Source organism: Glycomyces luteolus (assembly GCF_027622875.1).
GTDB classification, from domain to species: domain Bacteria; phylum Actinomycetota; class Actinomycetes; order Mycobacteriales; family Micromonosporaceae; genus Glycomyces; species Glycomyces luteolus.
Map to the genome: position 1 here is coordinate 137,980 of NZ_JAPZVP010000002.1, position 16,933 is coordinate 154,912.

Here is a 16,933-nt window from a genome sequence, read left to right on the forward strand (position 1 = left end):
CCCCCCCCCCCCCCCGCCCCCCCCCCCCCCCGCCCCCCCCCGGGGGCCCCCCCGGCCCCCCCCCCCCGCGGCCGGGCACGTAGATTGGTCCGGCAGCCGACCGCCGACCAGCAGGAGAGTCCAGTCGTGCCCCAACCACCGACCATCGCGGCGGTCCTCGCCGGCGGCCGCGGCTCCCGCATGGGCGCCGCGGTCCCCAAGCAGCTGCTGGAGGTCGCGGGCAAGCCGATCCTCCAGCACACGCTCGAGGCCTTCGAGGCCGCCGCCGCAGTGGACCGGATCGTGCTCGTCATGGCCGAGGGCTTCCACGACACCGCCTGGGCGATCGCGAAAGCCGCTAATGTGACAAAGCTCTCGGCGGTGATCGACGGGGGCGCGACGCGCGCCGACTCGTCGGTCGCCGCCATCCGCTGGGCGCAGGCCCAGCCCGGCGTCGGCGAGGACGCGAAGCTGCTCCTCCACGACGCCGCCCGCATGCTCGTCACCGGCCGCATCATCACCGATGTCGTGGCCGCCCTCGACGAATGCGAGGCGGTCACCGCCGCGATCCCCTCCTCCGACACCGTCGTCGAAGTGCGGGAAGGGCGCATCGCGAACGTCCCCGACCGCGCCTCGCTCGCGCGCGTCCAGACTCCGCAGGGCTTCCGGCTCGGCCTCATCGCCGCCGCCCACGCCGACGCCGCCGCCGACCCGGGCTTCACCCCGACCGACGACTGCTCGGTGGTCCTGCGCTGCCGCCCCGGCGTCCCCGTCCGCACCGTCGCGGGCTCGGCGCGCAACCTGAAAGTGACCGAACCCGCAGACCTGGCCCTCGCCGAAGCCCTGCTCCATGGCTGACCGTCACCCCCGGTCCCTGCCGCGCGACAGCCCGCATCATCAGCGGATTCATATGTGACGCCCGCGCGAACCTTCCGTTGGGCCATGCGTCACCGGTCATTCAGCTAGGTAAACTGCACCAATCCATCATCCAAACCGAACGAGGTGGCACTCGACATGTCCACGAACATCGTGATCCTCGCGGCCGGCGTCGGCTCCCGGCTCGGCAAGCCGCACCCGAAGCCGCTGACGCCCCTGAACACCGGCGAGACCATCCTCGGCCGCTCCCTGCGCCTGCTCACCTCCCGGTTCAGCCGCCACTCGATCCACCTCGTCGTCGGCTTCAAGAAGGAGATGATCATGGAGGAGGTGCCCGACGTCGGCTTCATCTACAACCAGGCCTACGGCGACACCAACACCTCCAAGAGCCTCCTCAAGGCCTTCAACATCCTCGGCCCCGGCGGCGTCCTGTGGCTCAACGGCGACGTCGTGTTCGACCCGCAGGTGCTCGACGTGATCCTGCCGCACATCGCCATGGACCGCTCCTTCATCTCCGTCAACACCGCGAAGGTCTCCGACGAGGAGGTCAAGTACACTCTCGGCGCCGACGGGTACATCAACAAGCTCTCCAAGCGGGTCAGCGAAGGCGCGCTCGGCGAGGCCGTCGGCATCAACTACGTCTCCGCCGACGACCGCGCCATGGTCGCCAAGCGCCTCGCCGAGGTCGACGACCAGGACTACTTCGAAGGCGGCATCGAGCTCGCCATCGAGAAGGACGGCCTCAAGTTCGAAGCCGTCGACATCTCGCAGCACAACGTCATCGAAGTCGACTTCGCCGAAGACCTCAACAGCGTCAACCAGGCCTTCAAGTAAGGGCCCTGCGCACCCCGACACCCGCGACCCCCTCTCGGCAGCGGCGCCGACGACCCCCGCACCGATAGTCCAAGCACTACCTTGCAGAGGCACGCCGAGTTGAAGAACCTGCTCAAGTCCTGGTCCATCCGTCTGAACCTCCTCGCCGTCGCGGCGGTGCTCAGCGCGGTCGCGCTGCCGCACCTGCCGTGGCTGCCGCTGGCGCTCGCCCTCGTCGTCTTCGGCGCCTCCGCCTGGCAGTCCGGATCCTCGATCGCCGCCCAGAGGATCCCCCGCACCCTCACCGCCCTCGCGGTGCTCATCGGGACCTGGTTCGCCGGCGGCCTCGACCGATGGCCGCTGCTCGCCGCCGGCGTCATGGTCACCGTCTTCACCGCCTACTCCGACGTGGCCGCCCGGGCGCTCAACGTCGGCTTCCTCGAGACGGCCAACCTCGGCGTCGTCCGCACCCGCCGCCAGCGCATGACCTCCCCGCCGGTCATCGCGACGCTCACCAACTGGCTGGCGATCGTGTACGTGCTGGCCGCGGCCGTTCCCGAGGGGGGCGCCGCACTCGTCACCGACGCCGTCTTCCTGGTCGTGTCGCTGGGGGTCCTGGGGTGGACCGGGGCGGCGATCCTGGAGAACTACCTGCACCGCCGCCGCGTCGCGCACCCGGTGGACATCCAGGTCATCAGCGCGATCCGCCGTCTGCAGCCGCGGTTCGTGATCCATTTCGCGGGCGCGCGCGAGTCGGAGTACCAGCTGACGATGTGGCTGCCGTACTTCGAGCGGGTGGGGGATCCGTACATGATCCTGATCCGCGACCGGTACCTCTACGACGGGATCGTGGGGCGTACGAGCGCGCCGATCGTGCTGGCGCCGGCGCAGTCGGTGCTGGACACGATCCTTCCCGAGAGCGTGCGCTCCTGCTTCTACGTGAACCACGCGGTGAAGAACGCGCAGCTGATCAAGCTCGACAACTATCTGCATGTGCAGTTGATGCACGGGGATTCGGACAAGGCGATCAGCCGGAGCCCGGTCTCGCTCATGTACGACCGGGTGTTCGTGGCGGGGCAGGCCGGGATCGACCGGTACCACCGGCACGGTGTGGACATCCCGAACTACAAGTTCCGGAAGATCGCGCGGCCGCAGCTGCACGATCTGCAGGTGGGCGGGCGCGACAAGGTCGAGGGGTCCCTGCCGGTGGTGCTGTACACGCCGACGTGGACCGGTCTGACGGCCGATGTGAACTACTCGTCGTTGAAGCAGGGCAAGCGGATCGTCGAGGCGGTGCTGGCGCGCGAGGTGACGCTGATCTTCCGGACGCATCCGTATACGCGGACCAATGCGGCGTATCAGGCGCTGGCGGATGAGATCAAGGCGGTGATCGCGGCCGATGCCGCGAAGACCGGCCGGGCGCACTTGTGGGGTGCGCAGGCCGAGTCGGAGGTGAGTCTGACGGATTGCGTGAACGCGGCCGATGTGGCGATCTCGGACATCAGCGGGACGGCGTCGGACTGGATCTACAGCGGGCGGCCGTTCGCGATGACGGATCCGAAGGGGTTCAGGGAGGGCTATCTCGAGCAGTTCCCGCTCGCGAAGGCCGCGTACCTGCTGGATCCGGATGCGGGGAACATCGAGAAGGTGCTCGACGAGCTGCTGGTGACGGATTCGAAGGCGGCGCTGCGCGCGGAGGTGCGGGAGTACTACCTGGGCGATGTGGCGCCGGAGGAGCTGGTGCCGCTGTTCGTCGAGGAGGTCAAGGCGACGTACGGGGAGCCGGTGCGGAAGGTGGCGACCGGGGAGTCGGCGCTCGCGGCGTAGTCGCGGTGTTTTTTCGAGGGCCCTGCCGTTGCGGCGGGGCCCTTCGTCGTCGCCGGTCGGCGGTCGGGGGGTGAATTCATTGGTGGCGGGCGCCACCATGTGGCAGGGGTAGACGTGTTTTCTTCAACTTGTGTTAACGCCCCGTTCACAAGATCTGCCCATGGAGTGAATATGTCCCGATTGTGGAGGCAGCGGCATGAGGTCCTCGCGATCGCCGCGGTCCTCGCCGCCGCCGCCCAGGTGCCCCTCGCCGCTTACGCCCTCGCCGCGGCGGTGCTCGCCGCGACGGCCTGGTCGCCTCGCGAGGATCCGGGGACGCGCACGGCGAAGCTGCTGGCCGTCTGCGCCGTCCTCGTCGCGGTCTGGCCCGCCGACCCCGCGCGCCGTGCCTTGATCGTCGCCTGCCTGCTCGCCGCGGGCTTCCTGTGCGTGGCGGGCCTGGTCCGGACCGCGCTCGGGCTCGCGTACCTGGAGACGGTCAACCTGCCGGTGCGGCGCACGTTCGCGCAGCGGGCGGCCGAGCCGCGGCTGGTGCTCTCGGTCGTCGGCGCGGCGGCGGCGCTGCTGCCGTTCGCCGCGGCGGCGCCGTCCGCGGTCCGGCTCGCGGCGGACGTCGCAGTGCTCGCGGCGGTGCTGGCGGCGCTGGTGTGGGCGGCCGCGGCGGTGGTGGCGAACCTGCGCCGGCTCCGGCGCGAGTCGCATCCGATCGACCACGCCGTGGTCGCGGCCGTGGAGGCGCTGCAGCCCAAGTACATCGTGCATTTCGGCGGGGCGCGGCTCTCGGAGTACCAGATCCAGATGTGGCTGCCGTACTTCGACCGGATCGGCGACCCGTACCTGATCCTGGTGCGCGACGCGCACTTGATGCGCGGGACGGCGGCGTGCACGAGCGCTCCGATCGTGCTGGCCCCTGCGCAGACGGTGCTCGACAAGCTGCTGCCCGCGAGTGTGCGGGCGTGCTTCTACTCCAACCACGCGCAGAAGAACACGGCGCTGATCCGGCACGGCGAGCTGCTGCACGTCCAGCTCATGCACGGCGACTCGGACAAGGCGATCAGCCGCTCGGCGCTGTCGCTCATGTACGACCGGGTGTTCGTCGCCGGGCGCGCGGGCGTCGACCGCTACCACCGGCACGGCGTGGACATCCCGGAGTCGAAGTTCCGGGTGATCGGCCGCCCGCAGCTGCACGGCATCGAGGTCGGGGAGCGGGCCCGCGCCGCGGGCGAGGCTCCCGTGGTGCTCTACGCGCCGACCTGGACCGGTTTCACGGAGGACGTCAACTACTCGTCGCTGAAGGAGGGCAGGCGGATCGTGGAGGCGCTGGTCGCGCGCGGCGCGTCAGTGATCTTCCGGACGCACCCCTATACGCGTTCGAACGCCGCCTACCAGGCCTGCGCGGATGAGATCCGGTCGCTGCTCGCGGCGGACGCCGCCCGCAGCGGCCGCCCGCACCTGTGGGGCGCGGCCGCCGAATCCGAGCGGTCGCTCGCGGACTGCGTGAACGCGGCCGACGCGGCGGTGTGCGACATCAGCGGGGTGGCCTCGGACTGGCTGTTCTGCGGCAGGCCGTTCGCGATGACCGACCCGCGGGGCCTGCGCGAGGACTACCTGGAGGAGTTCCCGCTGGCGGCGGGCGCGTACCTGCTGGAGCCGGGCGCGCGGAACATCGAGGCGGTCGTCGGCGAGCTGCTCGACACGGACTCGAACGCGTCCCGTCGCGCCGAGGTCCGCGAGTACTACCTGGGCGGCAGCGCCCCGGAGGACCTGTTCGCGGTGTTCGCGGACGCGGTCCGCGAGACCTACGCGGTGCCGGTCGACAAGACCGTGGCGCGGGCGCGGATCGAAGCGGCGGCCTGAACGCGGTACCGGGGCCGGCGGCGCGACCGCGCCGCCGGCCCCGGTACCGCGCGGGGGCGTGCGGCCGCGCCGCGGGGGGGCGGGGCGGCCGGGGGGGGAACGCCAGCGGGGTGGCGCCGCGGGAGGCGGCCACGGTGGCGGGGTGCGGGGCGACGAGCCCGAGCTTGTCGCGGGCGTCGCACAGGTCGGCGAGCTTCTCGTAGGCGCGCGCGCCGAGCAGCTCGGTCAGCTCGACCGCGTACGAGAGGTACACGGGCTCGGCCGCGGTGTGCGCGGTCGGCGAGGCGGTGCACCACCAGTCGAAGTCGTGCCCGCCCGGTCCCCAGGAGGCCCGGTCGAACTCGGTGATGAGGGTGACCGAGACCTCGGTGCCGTCGGCTCGGTGCTCGGTCTTGAAGTCGCGCTTCACGGGCAGCTGCCAGCACACCTCGGGCTTGTACTCCATCGGGTGGACGCCGTCGCGCATCGCCTGCTGGTGCAGGGCGCATCCGGCGCCGGTGGGGAAGCCCTCGCGGTTGTGGAAGACGCACGCGCCGTCGACGACGGCGGTCTTCTTCGCGGGCTCCTCCTCGCCGTCCTCGTTCTCGAGGGTGTCGTCGACGATGGTGTCCTTCCACCGCCGGTGCAGCTGCCAGGTCTGGGGGGTCAGCTTCTTGACGATCTGCTTGGTGCGCTTGATGTCGGCTTCGTCGGTGTAGAACGCGCCGTGCAGGCAGCAGCCGTCGGCGGGCTGGTCGGCCTCGATGCCCGGGCAGCCGCCCTCGTCCGGGTGCTTGCCGAACACGCAGCCCCAGCGGGACAGCAGCCAGGTGAGATCGGCCCTGACCATGGTCGTGGAGTCGTCGGGATCGAGGAACTCGACCCATTCGCGGTCGAAGTCCTGCGCCACCTCGTCGGTCATCCCACCAAGGTACCCGGCCGGACGCGATCCGAACGGGACGCGCGCCCGCGGGGACGGGACCGCGGGCGGCGCTCGCCCCGCGAAGCCCGCGAGCGGTGAATCCGCCGCTCGGCGAAGCTTGCGAGCCGTGAATCGGTACGGCGTACCCTGGTGTCGTGACCCAGTCCGTCCCGGTTCTGCTGTCGACCACCTCCGTCTACCCGGAGCCCACCGCGGTGGGCTTCGAGCTCGCCGCCGAGCTCGGGTACGACGGGGTCGAGCTGATGGTCTTCACCGACCGGGTCTCCCAGGACCCCTCGGCGGCCGCCAGCCTCGCCAGGCACTACGGCGTGAAGATCGGCGCGGTCCACGCGCCGTGCCTGCTCGTGACGCAACGGGTGTGGAGCGCCGACCCGTGGACGCGGCTGCGCCGGTCGGTGCAGGCCGCCGAGTACCTCGAGTCGCCGGTGGTGGTGATCCACCCGCCGTTCTCGTGGCAGAAGGAGTACGCGGCGAAGTTCTCGACGGTCCTCGACGGGCTGCGCGCCCGCTACCCGCACGTTGAGATCGCGGTCGAGAACATGTTCCCGCTCAAGCTCGGCAAACGCAAGCTCGTGCCCTACCGGCCCCACTGGGACCCGACGCGGCACGGCTACGACTCCTACACGCTCGACCTCTCGCACTGCGCCGCGTCGGGCGCGGACGCGCTCGCGATGGCGGAGCGGATGGGGAAGGGCCTGCGGCACATCCACCTGTGCGACGGCACCGAGCCGGGCGCGGACCAGCACCTGGTGCCGGGCCGCGGGACGCAGCCGTGCGCGGAGCTGCTCGGCGCGCTCGGGGCCTCCGACTGGAACGGCTCGATCACCGTCGAAGTGAGCACCCGCAAGAGCGGCAACAGGACTCGACGGGCCGAGGACTTGTACGAATCGGTGAAGTTCGCGAGGGACGCGCTCGCGGCCGACAAGCCGACGTGAGCTTCCCGGACGCCCACGTGACACTCCCTCGCCAGGCGGAGTTCTCCGTTAATTAACTGCACATTGCCTCTGTATGATCGACGGCGCACCGTCTCAGTGCACTATCCAGTCTTCCGGAGAACGCGGAGAAATCACGTGCCAGACCAAGAGCGGGAGATGATCCCTCCGGCGAAGCCCCACATCGGCGAAGCCGAGATCGAAGCGGCCGTGGCGGTCCTGCGAAGCGGCAGGGTCGTCCAGGGCCCGGAGGTGGCGGCCTTCGAAGAGGAGTTCACCGAAGTGTCCGGGACCGCCGAGTGCGTCGCGGTCAACTCGGGGACCTCGGCCCTGCAGCTCGCCCTGATGGCCATGGGCGTCGGCCCCGGCGACGAGGTCATCGTCCCCTCGTTCTCGTTCGCCGCGAGCGCCAACGCCGTCCGCCTCGTCGGAGCCGAACCGGTCTTCGCCGACATCGAGCCCGACTCCTACTGCATCGACCCCGACGCCGTGACCGCCCTCATCGGGCCGCGCACCGTCGCGATCATGCCCGTCCACCTCTACGGCCACCCCGCCGACATGGCCCGCCTCACCGCCCTCGCGCAGCGGCACTCGCTCGCGATCCTCGAGGACGCCTGCCAGGCCCACGGCGCCCAGGTCGACGGCAAGCCCGTCGGCTCCTTCGGCGTCGCCGGGACCTTCAGCTTCTACCCGACCAAGAACATGCACGCCCTCGAAGGCGGCATGGTCTCCACGGACGACCCCAAGCTCGCCCGCACCCTGCGCCTGCTCCGCAACCAGGGCATGGAGCAGCGCTACGCGAACGAGATCGTCGGCGCCAACATGCGCATGACCGACGTCGCCGCCGCCATCGGCCGGGTCCAGCTGCGTCAGCTCGCCGGATGGACCGAGCAGCGCCGCGACAACGCCGCCCGGCTCGACGCCGGCATCGCCCAGGTCGACGGGGTCGTCGCCCCGCCGGTCCCCGCCGGCGCCCGCCACATCTACCACCAGTACACGGTGCGGATCCCCAGCGGCCGCGACGCCGCCCTCGAGCAGCTCAACGCGGCCGGGATCGGCAGCGCCGTCTACTACCCGATCCCCATCCACAAGCTCATCCCCTACGCCCACATGGGCGTGGACCTCCCCGAGACCGACCGCGCCGCGGCCGAGGTCCTGTCCCTGCCCGTCCACCCGTCGCTCAGCGACGGCGACCTGGACCGCATCATCGCGGCGGTCCGCGCCCTGGAGCTGCCCCAGTGACCACGACCACGCTGCGCGCCGGCCTCATCGGCTTCGGCGCCATGGGACGCAACCACGCCCGCGTCCTCAACTCGCTGCCCGGAGTCGCACTGGCCGGCGTCGCGGACCCGCTCGCCGACCCGGCCGCCGTGCCCGGCGGCGCGCCCGTCGTCGCGGACGTCGAGCAGCTCATCGCCCTCGGCATCGACTACGCCGTCGTCGCCTGCCCGACCGCCTACCACGAGCAGGTCGGCCTGGCGCTGGCCGACGCCGGCGTCCACGCCCTCATCGAGAAGCCCCTCGCGCACACCACGAAGGCCGCGAAGGTCCTCGCCGAGGCCTTCGAGGCCCGCGGCCTGGTCGCCGGGGTCGGGCACATCGAGCGGTTCAACCCCGCGATCATCAGCCTCCGCGAGCGCCTCGAAGCGGGCGAGCTGGGCGAGATCCTCCAGGTCGTGACCCGCCGCCAGGGCCCCTTCCCCGGGCGCATCGCCGACGTCGGCGTCGTCAAGGACCTCGCCACCCACGACATCGACCTGACCGGCTTCGTCACCGGCCAGTCGTACCGGTCGGTCACCGCCCACACCGTCTCGCGGTCCGGCCGCGAACACGAGGACCTGCTCGCCTCCGTCGGGCAGCTCTCCGGCGGGGCGATAGCGAACCACTCCGTGAACTGGCTGAGCCCCTTCAAGGAGCGCACCGCCGTCGTCACCGGCGACCGCGGCTGCTTCATCGCCGACACGCTCACCGCCGACCTCACCTTCTACGCCAACGGCGTCGAAGTCACCGAATGGGAGGCCCTCCAGGCCTTCCGCGGCGTCTCCGAAGGCGACATGGTCCGCTACGCGATCCGCAAGCGCGAGCCGCTCCTGGTCGAGCACGAGCACTTCCGGGACGCGGTCCTGGGCGAGCCCAACACGATCGTGGACCTGCGCCAGGGCGCGACCACCGTGGAGGTCTCCGAGTCGATGCTGCGCTCGGCCGCGACGGGCGAGACCGTCGTCCTCGACGGGAGACCCTCGTGAGCGGAGCCCCGGACGTCACGGTCGTCATCCCGGTCTACAACACCATGCCGTACCTGACGACGTGCCTCGACTCGCTCGCGGCGCAGACGATCGGCGAGGACCGGTTCGAGATCGTCGCCGTCGACGACGGCTCGACCGACGGCAGCGGCACCGAGCTCGACCGCTTCGCCGAGGCGCACCCGGGCCTGTGCACCGTGGTGCACCAGGAGAACTCGGGCGGCCCGGCGGCGCCCTGCAACACCGCCCTCGAGCACGCCCGCGGGCGCTACGTCCTCTTCCTCGGCGCGGACGACTACCTCGGCCCCGAGTCGCTGGAGCGGATGACCGCCGCCGCCGACGAGTGGGGCTCGGACGTGCTGCTGTGCAAGATGGTCGGCGTCGGCGGCCGCAAGGCCCCGCCCGTGTTCGAGCGCACCGTCCCCGACGTCGACTACCCGAACAACGACCTGGCCTGGGCGCTCTCGAACACGAAGCTGTTCCGGCGCGAGCTGATCGAACGCGAGGGCCTGCGATTCCCCGAGGGCATGGAAGTGCTCTCGGACGGGCCGTTCACCCTGCGCGCCATGGCGAAGGCGAGCAAGGTCTCGATCGACGCCGACTACGACCACTACTACGCGGTCAAACGCGACAAGGGCGAGAACATCACCTACGCCACCCGGCCCCCCGGCTGGATCGACGCCGCCGAGCGGCTGGTCGACCTCACCCGCGAGCTGTTCCCGCCCGGGGAGGGCCGCGACGACCTGACCTACCGGGTGTTCTCCCGCGAGATCATGAAATGCCTGCAGCCGGAGTTCCTCGCCGTCGAGGCCGCCGAGCGCGAGAAGTACTGGGAGGCCGTCGCCGGGTTCTGCGACGCCAACCTCACCGAGGCGATCCGCGACCGGCTCCCCACCGAGAAGCGCGTCCGGGTCTCGCTCGCGCAGCAGCGCGACTGGACCGGCCTGGAGCGGGCCCTCACCGAGGACTCGCCGAAGTTCCTCCTCGAGGACGGCCGCGTCCTCGTGCGCTACACCGGGTTCCGCCAGGGCCGACCCGACGAGTGGTACGAGGCGACGAGCGAGCGCGTCGTCGGCCGCCTCGCCAAGAGCATCGCCCCCATCGACCTGACCTGGGCCGGGGACCGCAAGAGCGGCTACTTCCTCGAGTACTGGTTCCGGGCGCCCGTCGCCGGCCTCGAAGCGGGCTCGGTCCGCGTCGCCGCCGAACCGCTCGGCAAGGGCGAGCACCCCGCCGCGCGGCAGTCCGTGCCCGCCGACGAGTACAGCCCTCCGGCCCTCGAGGCCGACGTCGAGCTCCGCCCCGACGGCGACACCACCGTCGTCGCCGCCCGCCTGCCGCTCGCCTCCCTCACCGCCCACCGCGGCCGCTGGTCCCTGCGGGCCCACATCACCATGGGGCCGTTCGTGTACGACGTGCCGCTGCGGAAGGTCAGCGGGCCCGTCGAGCGCCAGGGCCGACCCCTCGGGATGTCGGTATCCTGGGGCGGCAAATCGAACCTGGTCGTCCACTCGGTCGGGCGGCCCACCATCAAGCGCCGCGTGGCGAACCTCGTCGGCCTTTCCCCGAGCAGGAAGTGAACATGAGAGTCTCTGTCGTCGCACTGGGCAAGATCGGGCTGCCGCTGGCGGTCCAGTTCGCCACCAAGGGCCACACCGTCATCGGGGCGGACGTCAACCCGAAGGTCGTGCAGGCCGTCAACGACGGCGTCGAGCCCTTCCCCGGCGAGCACCTGCTCGGCGAGAAGCTCAAGGAGACCGTCGCCGCGGGCACGCTGCGGGCCACCACCGACACGGCCGCCGCCGTCGCCGAATCCGAGGCCGTCGTCATCGTCGTGCCGCTGTTCGTGGACGCCGAGGGCGTCCCCGACTTCGGCTGGATGGACGCCGCCACCCAGGCCGTCGCCAAGGGCCTCAAGCCCGGCACGCTCGTCTCCTACGAGACGACGCTGCCCGTCGGCACCACCCGGGAGCGCTGGGCGCCGATGCTCGAAGCCGGTTCGGGCCTCACCGCCGGCGAGGACTTCCACCTCGTGTTCAGCCCCGAGCGGGTCCTCACCGGGCGGGTCTTCGCCGACCTGCGCCGCTACCCGAAGCTCGTCGGCGGCATCGACGAGGCCTCCGCCGAGGCCGGCGTGCGCTTCTACGAGGCCGTGCTCGACTTCGACGAGCGCGACGACCTCCCGCAGGCCAACGGCGTCTGGGACCTCGGCTCCGCGGAGGCCTCCGAGATGGCCAAGCTCGCCGAGACCACCTACCGCGACGTCAACATCGGCCTCGCGAACCAGTTCGCGCGCTTCGCGGACCAGCAGGGCCTGGACGTCATGAAGGTCATCGAGGCCTGCAACTCCCAGCCCTACAGCCACATCCACCGGCCCGGCGTCGCCGTCGGCGGCCACTGCATCCCGATCTACCCGCAGATGTACCTGTGGAACGACCCGGAGGCCACCGTGGTCCGCTCGGCGCGCGCGGCCAACGCCGCCATGCCCGCGTACGCGGTCGACGTGCTCGCCGCCGCCTACGGCGACCTCGCGGGCGCGAACGTGCTCGTCCTCGGCGCGGCCTACCGCGGCGGCGTCAAGGAGACCGCGTTCTCCGGCGTGTTCCCGCTCGTGGAATCGCTGAAGGCCAAGGGCGCCAACCCGTTCGTGGCCGACCCGATGTACACCGTCGACGAGCTCGAGCACGAGGGCCTGCCCGCGCACCGCGGCGAGGCCGTCACCGCCGCGCTGGTCCAGGCCGACCACGCCGAGTACCGGTCGCTGTCCCCCGAGGACCTGCCGGAGGTGCGGGTCCTGCTCGACGGCCGCCGCGTCACCGACCCGGCCGCCTGGGCCGGGCGCCGCCACATCGTCCTCGGCGGGGGACAGTAGTGACCTGGCTGGTCACCGGCGGCGCGGGCTACATCGGCTCGCACGTGGTCCGGGAGATGACGGCCGCCGGCGAGCGCGTCGTCGTCCTCGACGACCTCAGCTCCGGCATCCCCGACCGGCTCGCGGCCGACGTGCCGCTCGCGCAGGGCGACGTGCTCGACCGCGACCGGCTCGAGCAGGTCATGCGCGAGCACGGGGTCGACGGCGTCGTCCACATCGCCGCCCGCAAGCAGGTCGGCGAGTCGGTGGACCAGCCGCTCCTGTACTACCGCGAGAACGTCGAAGGGCTCCGCCTCGTCCTGGAGGCCGCCGCGGCAGCCGGAGTGGGCAGGTTCCTGTTCTCCTCCTCCGCCGCCGTGTACGGCATGACCGACGTCGACCTCGTCACCGAGGACACGCCGTGCGCGCCCATGAGCCCGTACGGGGAGACGAAGCTCGCCGGGGAGTGGCTCGTGCAGGCCGCGGGCCGCGCCCACGGCATGGCCACGGTCTGCCTGCGCTACTTCAACGTCGCGGGCGCCGCCGCCCCCGAACTCGCCGACGTCGGCGTGTTCAACCTCGTCCCGATGGTCTTCGACCGGATCACCAGGGGCGAGGCGCCCGTCATCTTCGGCGACGACTACCCGACCCCCGACGGCACGTGCGAACGCGACTACGTGCACGTCGAGGACATCGCCTCCGCCCACCTCGCGGCCGCCCGCCGCCTCACCGCCGACCCCGAGACCCGCCTGGTCCTCAACGTCGGCCGCGGCGAGGGCGCCTCGGTCGCCGAGATGGCCGCGATCATCCTCGAGGTCACCGGCCGCGACGGGCTCAAGCCCGAGGTCGCGCCGCGCCGCGCGGGCGACCCCGCCCGGGTCGTCGCCTCCGCCGAGCTGGCCCTGAAGGAACTCGGCTGGTCGGCGCGGTACGGCGTGCGCGAGATGGTCGAGTCCGCCTGGCGGGGATGGTGCCTGCGCCACCCCGAAGCCCGGCGCTAGACGACGCGAAAGGCCTCCCCGGTCGAACCGGGGAGGCCTTTGCCGTCGTCTTACGGGCGCTTGCCGAGGAGCAGCTCGTCGAAGTCGGCGCTGACCACCGACCAGTCCCATGTGGACAGGGCGTACTCGTTGGCGAGTTTCGCGGCGTCCCGCCAGCTCTCCTCGGTGGTGTTGACGGCGAGGACGCGCCGTGCCGCCTCCTCGGGCGTGGCCACGACCCAGCCTTCGGGGTACAGCGTGCGGGCGCTGTGGGCCTTGCCCGCGTAGAAGGGCCAGTCCCGGACCACCGGGACCGCCCCGCTGGCGGCGCCCTCCATCAGGCCGACGTGGCAGCCCTCGCGCACCGATGAGCTGAGGATGAACCCGACGTCGGTGAGCTTCCCCGCGACGTCGTCGGTCGGGCCGAGCCGCAGCACGGCCCCGGACCCGACCAGGGGCTCGAGCTCCTTCTCGTACTCCCTGAAGTACTTCCGGGTCGCCTTGTTCAGGTTCGGGTTCATGTCGCCGCCGACGACGAGCAGCCGGTAGCGCTCGTCCTCCGCACGCAGCAGCCGCAGCACCTCCAGCGCCCAGAGCGGGTCCTTCGCCACCTGGCTGACGCCGACGAGCCCGAGGTTGAACCGGGCGTCCGCGGTCTTCTCGCGGGCGAAACCGGCGAGTTCCATCGCGTTGTGCACCATGGGCATCCGCGGAGCGAGCGGGCCGCGCAGCTGCGGCACGAGCGTCTTCGCCAGGTCCCGCACGTGGTCGGCGACGAACACGAGGTCGTCGATGCGGGAGAAGTCCACCAGCAGAGGCCAGCGGGTGAACGCCTCGTAGGAGTGGAGACGGACGACGATCCGGGTGTCGCCGGGGTCGACCGTGGTGAGCATGGCGGCGGGGCCGACGCACCAGTCGAGGAACACCGTGTCGGCCCAGTCCAGATACGGGCGCAGGAGGTCCTCGGCCAGCGCGGCGTACCCGTCGTCGTGGCCGAGGCGGTTCAGGATCATCTGCGTGTCGCTCCAGGCGATCCGCTTCAGCGACGAATGGGTCGCCAGGTCCAGGTAGCGAACCTCGACGTCCGGGTGGTTCCGGTAGCGGCCGAGGATGTGGCCCAAGAAGTTGTCGTTGGCGCTGGTCATGACCAGCAGCCGCACCGGTCGGCCGGTCGGCGGCGGGGCCGCCGGAAGGCGGCGGCCGCGAGGCGTCGCGAACTGCCGCATCACCTGGGAGTCGTGGAACGGCTTGATGAATCCGGCGGTGTCGGTGGAGAGCTTCGTGGAGAGCTGGTCGATGTGGATGACCCGGTGGAAGCCCCACAGGAAGGCCCGCTTGAGGTGGCTCGCGGCCCCTACGAGGTTCCCGGCGGCCAGGTCGCGGTCGGCCAGGACGAGCCGCGCGGCCACGGCGGGGTCGACGTACTTCGGGTTGACCCCGCGGTCGGCGGCCAGCTTGACGGCCTCGTCGAGCAGTTGCGCCTTGGTCTCCGGGTCGGAGGTCTTCGACGCCGTCTGCGCGAGCACGTACTCGGCATCGGCGTGCCGGCGCGCCCACACCATCGCCTCGGCCACGCGCTTGCCGATCGCGATGCGCAGGCCCTCCGGCACGCCCGGGATCCGCAGCGGGAGCCGCCACAGTTTCGCGCCCAGGCGGTTGTTCATGACGCGCCGGGAGGAGGCGAGGCGCACCGCGGCGGCGGGCAGGTCTTTGGCGGCGCGGCCGAAGTCGCGGGCGACGAGCGAGGCCGGGGCGCGGAACGGCCCGGGCTCGGGGGGGCCGCCGTGGGCGGCGAGCTCGCGCACGGCGTCGATCGCGGGGGCGAAGCCGTTGACGGCCTTGGCGGTGCGGTTGCGCTGGGCGAGCTGCCAGACGGTGTAGACCCCGCCGTCGTCGAGCGCGGCGATCACGTGTGCCCGGGCGGCGCGCTCGAGCAGCCACTGGTCCTTGCGGCTGCGGATCCACACGCGCTCGCCGAACGGGAGCCTGGCGGCGCGTCGCGGGTTGGAGCGCGGCAGCTTGTGCGTCTCGGCGAGGTCGGCCCCGGCGAGGTCGCGTTCCAGGTAGCCGTCGGGGACCGAGCCGGCGTAGCGGACCCGCCCGCCCGCGGCCGTGAGTTTGGCGACGGTGTCGGCGACCAGGGCGGCCGGCGGGGCACCGCCGCTGATGAGCAGGACCTCGATCACTGGGTGCGGCCTTTCTCAGCCTCGAACTGTTCGATCAGGCGCTTCACTGCCTTGGACATGATGGCCTCGCGGGTGAACTGGTCCGCGTGCGCCATGGCCTCGGCGTGCTGCGCGTCGGTGGACTCGACGGCGAGGTGCGCGGCGGCCGCGAAGGCGTCGGCGAGCGACTCGACGCCCATGCCGTGCGCGCCGGTCCACAGGGGATGCCCCTGCAGGACGTTCGACGCGTCGTGCTCGACGGCGTGGGCGGACACGATCGGCAGGCCGGTGGCCATGTACTCGTAGACCTTGCCGGAGGTCACATAGCGGCCGCCGATGAGGATGAGCACCATGGCGTCCCATCCGGCATAGGTGGCGGCGACGTCGGCCTTGGCGACGGGGCCGCCGTAGCTGACGCCGTCCGCTTCGGCCTTCTGGAGCGCCTGGGCCTGCGGGGTGGCGCCGCGGGCGGCGCCGTGTCCGATGTGGCCGCGGACCTCGAAGCGCGCGTTGGCGAGCAGCGGCTCGCGCCGCCGGGCCCTGCGCCAGCCTTCGAGGACCGCGCCGAGGTGGTCGGCGGAGAAGCTGATGGTGCCGAGGTAGCCGAAGACGAGGCCGGACGCGGGGTCGGGCTTGTGGGCGCGGCCGGGCGTGCTGTCGGCGTCGTAGCCGTTGCGGACGACGTGGACGCGGTCGGCGAAGTCGGGGTAGCGGGAGCGGTAGTGCTCGGCGATGGGGTCGTTGACGACCCACAGGCTGACCGCGGACCCGAGGATGCGCGCTTCCCAGCGGCCTTCCTCGGTGTCGGGGCCGAAGGCCACGCGGCCGTCGACGACATCGATCGACCAGCCGTCGCGGAAGTCGACGGCGTAGGGGACCGACGCCTCTTCCCAGAGCCTCCAGGCCGCGGCGAGGTTCACGTACGGCACGCAGGTGGCCAGGAGCAGGTCGGCGGGCTTGTCCTTGTGGATGCGGAGCACGGCCTCTTCGAGTGCGGGGCGCCAGTCGCCGAAGGCCGCTTCGGGGAACTGCTCTTGCGGGCGTGCGCGCAGGGCCCTGAGCCAGGTGGACGGGGAGGCGGCCCGCTCCTCGCTGTAGCGGCGGATGTCGGTCTCGACGTCTTCGCGGCGCAGCGGGAGCTTGACGATCTCGATCCGCGGGTCGACCTTGTCCGAGAGGGTGTGGTCGAGGCCGGACTCGAGGTGCCAGGAATCGTCCTCGAGGTTGACGACGGTGACGTCCCAGCCTTGGGCCGCGAACTGGTTGGCGGTCTCGCGCATGCGGTACGTGCTGCTCTTCGCGGCAGGGGGGAACCCGATCGCGAGGTAGATCAAGTGTGGGCGCTGCCCGTCGGGATCGGGCTCGGGGGCCTTGTCCGTGCGAGGGGCCCCGCCTGTTGAGAACGCAGACATAATAGTGGACGGTAGCACGTAAGGGAATACCCCTGAGCTGCCTGGATCCAGGCGGGGGAGGGTCCTCACGTGCCCG

At 71.6% G+C, this 16,933-nt stretch carries 12 protein-coding genes and 1 pseudogene; 10 read left to right on the plus strand and 3 right to left on the minus strand.

Annotation, left to right across the window (positions count from 1 at the left end; translation table 11 throughout):
- Positions 1 to 126 precede the first annotated feature (126 nt).
- From ispD to O1R50_RS02635, 4 genes are all read left to right on the plus strand, one after another.
- A complete protein-coding gene (gene ispD / locus O1R50_RS02620; protein ID WP_270108300.1) occupies positions 127 to 837 on the plus strand; it encodes a 2-C-methyl-D-erythritol 4-phosphate cytidylyltransferase in 711 nt (236 codons plus the stop codon).
- 156 nt (positions 838 to 993) lie between these two features.
- A complete protein-coding gene (locus O1R50_RS02625) occupies positions 994 to 1,689 on the plus strand; it encodes a phosphocholine cytidylyltransferase family protein (protein WP_270108301.1) in 696 nt (231 codons plus the stop codon).
- Between the two features lie 99 nt (positions 1,690 to 1,788).
- On the plus strand, positions 1,789 to 3,495 hold the full coding sequence (locus tag O1R50_RS02630; protein ID WP_270108302.1) for a CDP-glycerol glycerophosphotransferase family protein: 1,707 nt from the start codon (positions 1,789 to 1,791) through the stop codon (positions 3,493 to 3,495).
- A gap of 171 nt (positions 3,496 to 3,666) precedes the next feature.
- The gene (locus O1R50_RS02635) at positions 3,667 to 5,352 is read left to right on the plus strand and encodes a CDP-glycerol glycerophosphotransferase family protein (protein WP_270108303.1); all 1,686 of its coding nucleotides are present in this window, start codon (positions 3,667 to 3,669) and stop codon (positions 5,350 to 5,352) included.
- A gap of 136 nt (positions 5,353 to 5,488) precedes the next feature.
- Here O1R50_RS02635 and O1R50_RS26210 read toward each other — a convergent pair.
- Positions 5,489 to 6,253, minus strand: a pseudogene (locus O1R50_RS26210) (hypothetical protein); the annotation flags it as partial.
- Positions 6,254 to 6,408: 155 nt separating this feature from the next.
- On the opposite strand from O1R50_RS26210, the gene O1R50_RS02645 reads away from it, so the two are divergent.
- The 6 genes from O1R50_RS02645 to galE all read left to right on the plus strand — a co-directional run bounded on the left by O1R50_RS02645 (position 6,409) and on the right by galE (position 13,301).
- Positions 6,409 to 7,209: a sugar phosphate isomerase/epimerase family protein gene (locus O1R50_RS02645; RefSeq protein WP_270108305.1), complete on the plus strand. Its 801-nt coding sequence runs from the start codon at positions 6,409 to 6,411 to the stop codon at positions 7,207 to 7,209.
- A 156-nt stretch (positions 7,210 to 7,365) separates the two neighbouring features.
- Positions 7,366 to 8,448 (plus strand): DegT/DnrJ/EryC1/StrS family aminotransferase, encoded by a 1,083-nt coding sequence (locus O1R50_RS02650; RefSeq protein WP_408612588.1) that lies wholly within the window; start codon positions 7,366 to 7,368, stop codon positions 8,446 to 8,448.
- Between the two features lie 41 nt (positions 8,449 to 8,489).
- Positions 8,490 to 9,452, plus strand: coding sequence for a Gfo/Idh/MocA family protein (locus O1R50_RS02655; RefSeq protein ID WP_408612589.1), 963 nt, complete (start codon positions 8,490 to 8,492; stop codon positions 9,450 to 9,452).
- On the plus strand, positions 9,449 to 11,029 hold the full coding sequence (locus tag O1R50_RS02660; RefSeq protein WP_270108308.1) for a glycosyltransferase family 2 protein: 1,581 nt from the start codon (positions 9,449 to 9,451) through the stop codon (positions 11,027 to 11,029). Before O1R50_RS02655 ends, O1R50_RS02660 begins: the two co-directional genes overlap by 4 nt.
- Positions 11,030 to 11,031: 2 nt before the next feature.
- Positions 11,032 to 12,321, plus strand: coding sequence for a nucleotide sugar dehydrogenase (locus O1R50_RS02665; RefSeq protein WP_270108309.1), 1,290 nt, complete (start codon positions 11,032 to 11,034; stop codon positions 12,319 to 12,321).
- Entirely contained in the window at positions 12,321 to 13,301 is a 981-nt protein-coding gene (gene galE, locus O1R50_RS02670) for a UDP-glucose 4-epimerase GalE (protein ID WP_270108311.1), read from the plus strand. The genes O1R50_RS02665 and galE overlap by 1 nt, the downstream gene beginning before the upstream one ends.
- A gap of 50 nt (positions 13,302 to 13,351) precedes the next feature.
- On the opposite strand, the gene O1R50_RS02675 is transcribed toward galE, so the two are convergent.
- Both O1R50_RS02675 and O1R50_RS02680 read right to left on the minus strand, forming a co-directional pair.
- Positions 13,352 to 15,466 (minus strand): glycosyltransferase family protein, encoded by a 2,115-nt coding sequence (locus O1R50_RS02675; protein ID WP_270108312.1) that lies wholly within the window; start codon positions 15,464 to 15,466, stop codon positions 13,352 to 13,354.
- The gene (locus tag O1R50_RS02680; RefSeq protein WP_270108314.1) at positions 15,463 to 16,857 is read right to left on the minus strand and encodes a glycosyltransferase; all 1,395 of its coding nucleotides are present in this window, start codon (positions 16,855 to 16,857) and stop codon (positions 15,463 to 15,465) included. Before O1R50_RS02680 ends, O1R50_RS02675 begins: the two co-directional genes overlap by 4 nt.
- Positions 16,858 to 16,933: the final 76 nt, after the last annotated feature.

Excerpts from the sequence above, each read along its gene's own strand:
- O1R50_RS02625 (WP_270108301.1), top strand. The coding sequence starts at position 994 with ATGTCCACGAACATCGTGATCCTCGCGGCCGGCGTCGGCTCCCGGCTC.
- O1R50_RS02635 (WP_270108303.1), top strand. The coding sequence starts at position 3,667 with ATGTCCCGATTGTGGAGGCAGCGGCATGAGGTCCTCGCGATCGCCGCG.
- O1R50_RS02650 (WP_408612588.1), top strand. The coding sequence starts at position 7,366 with ATGATCCCTCCGGCGAAGCCCCACATCGGCGAAGCCGAGATCGAAGCG.
- O1R50_RS02655 (WP_408612589.1), top strand. The coding sequence starts at position 8,490 with ATGGGACGCAACCACGCCCGCGTCCTCAACTCGCTGCCCGGAGTCGCA.
- O1R50_RS02665 (WP_270108309.1), top strand. The coding sequence starts at position 11,032 with ATGAGAGTCTCTGTCGTCGCACTGGGCAAGATCGGGCTGCCGCTGGCG.
- O1R50_RS02680 (WP_270108314.1), bottom strand. The coding sequence starts at position 16,857 with ATGTCTGCGTTCTCAACAGGCGGGGCCCCTCGCACGGACAAGGCCCCC.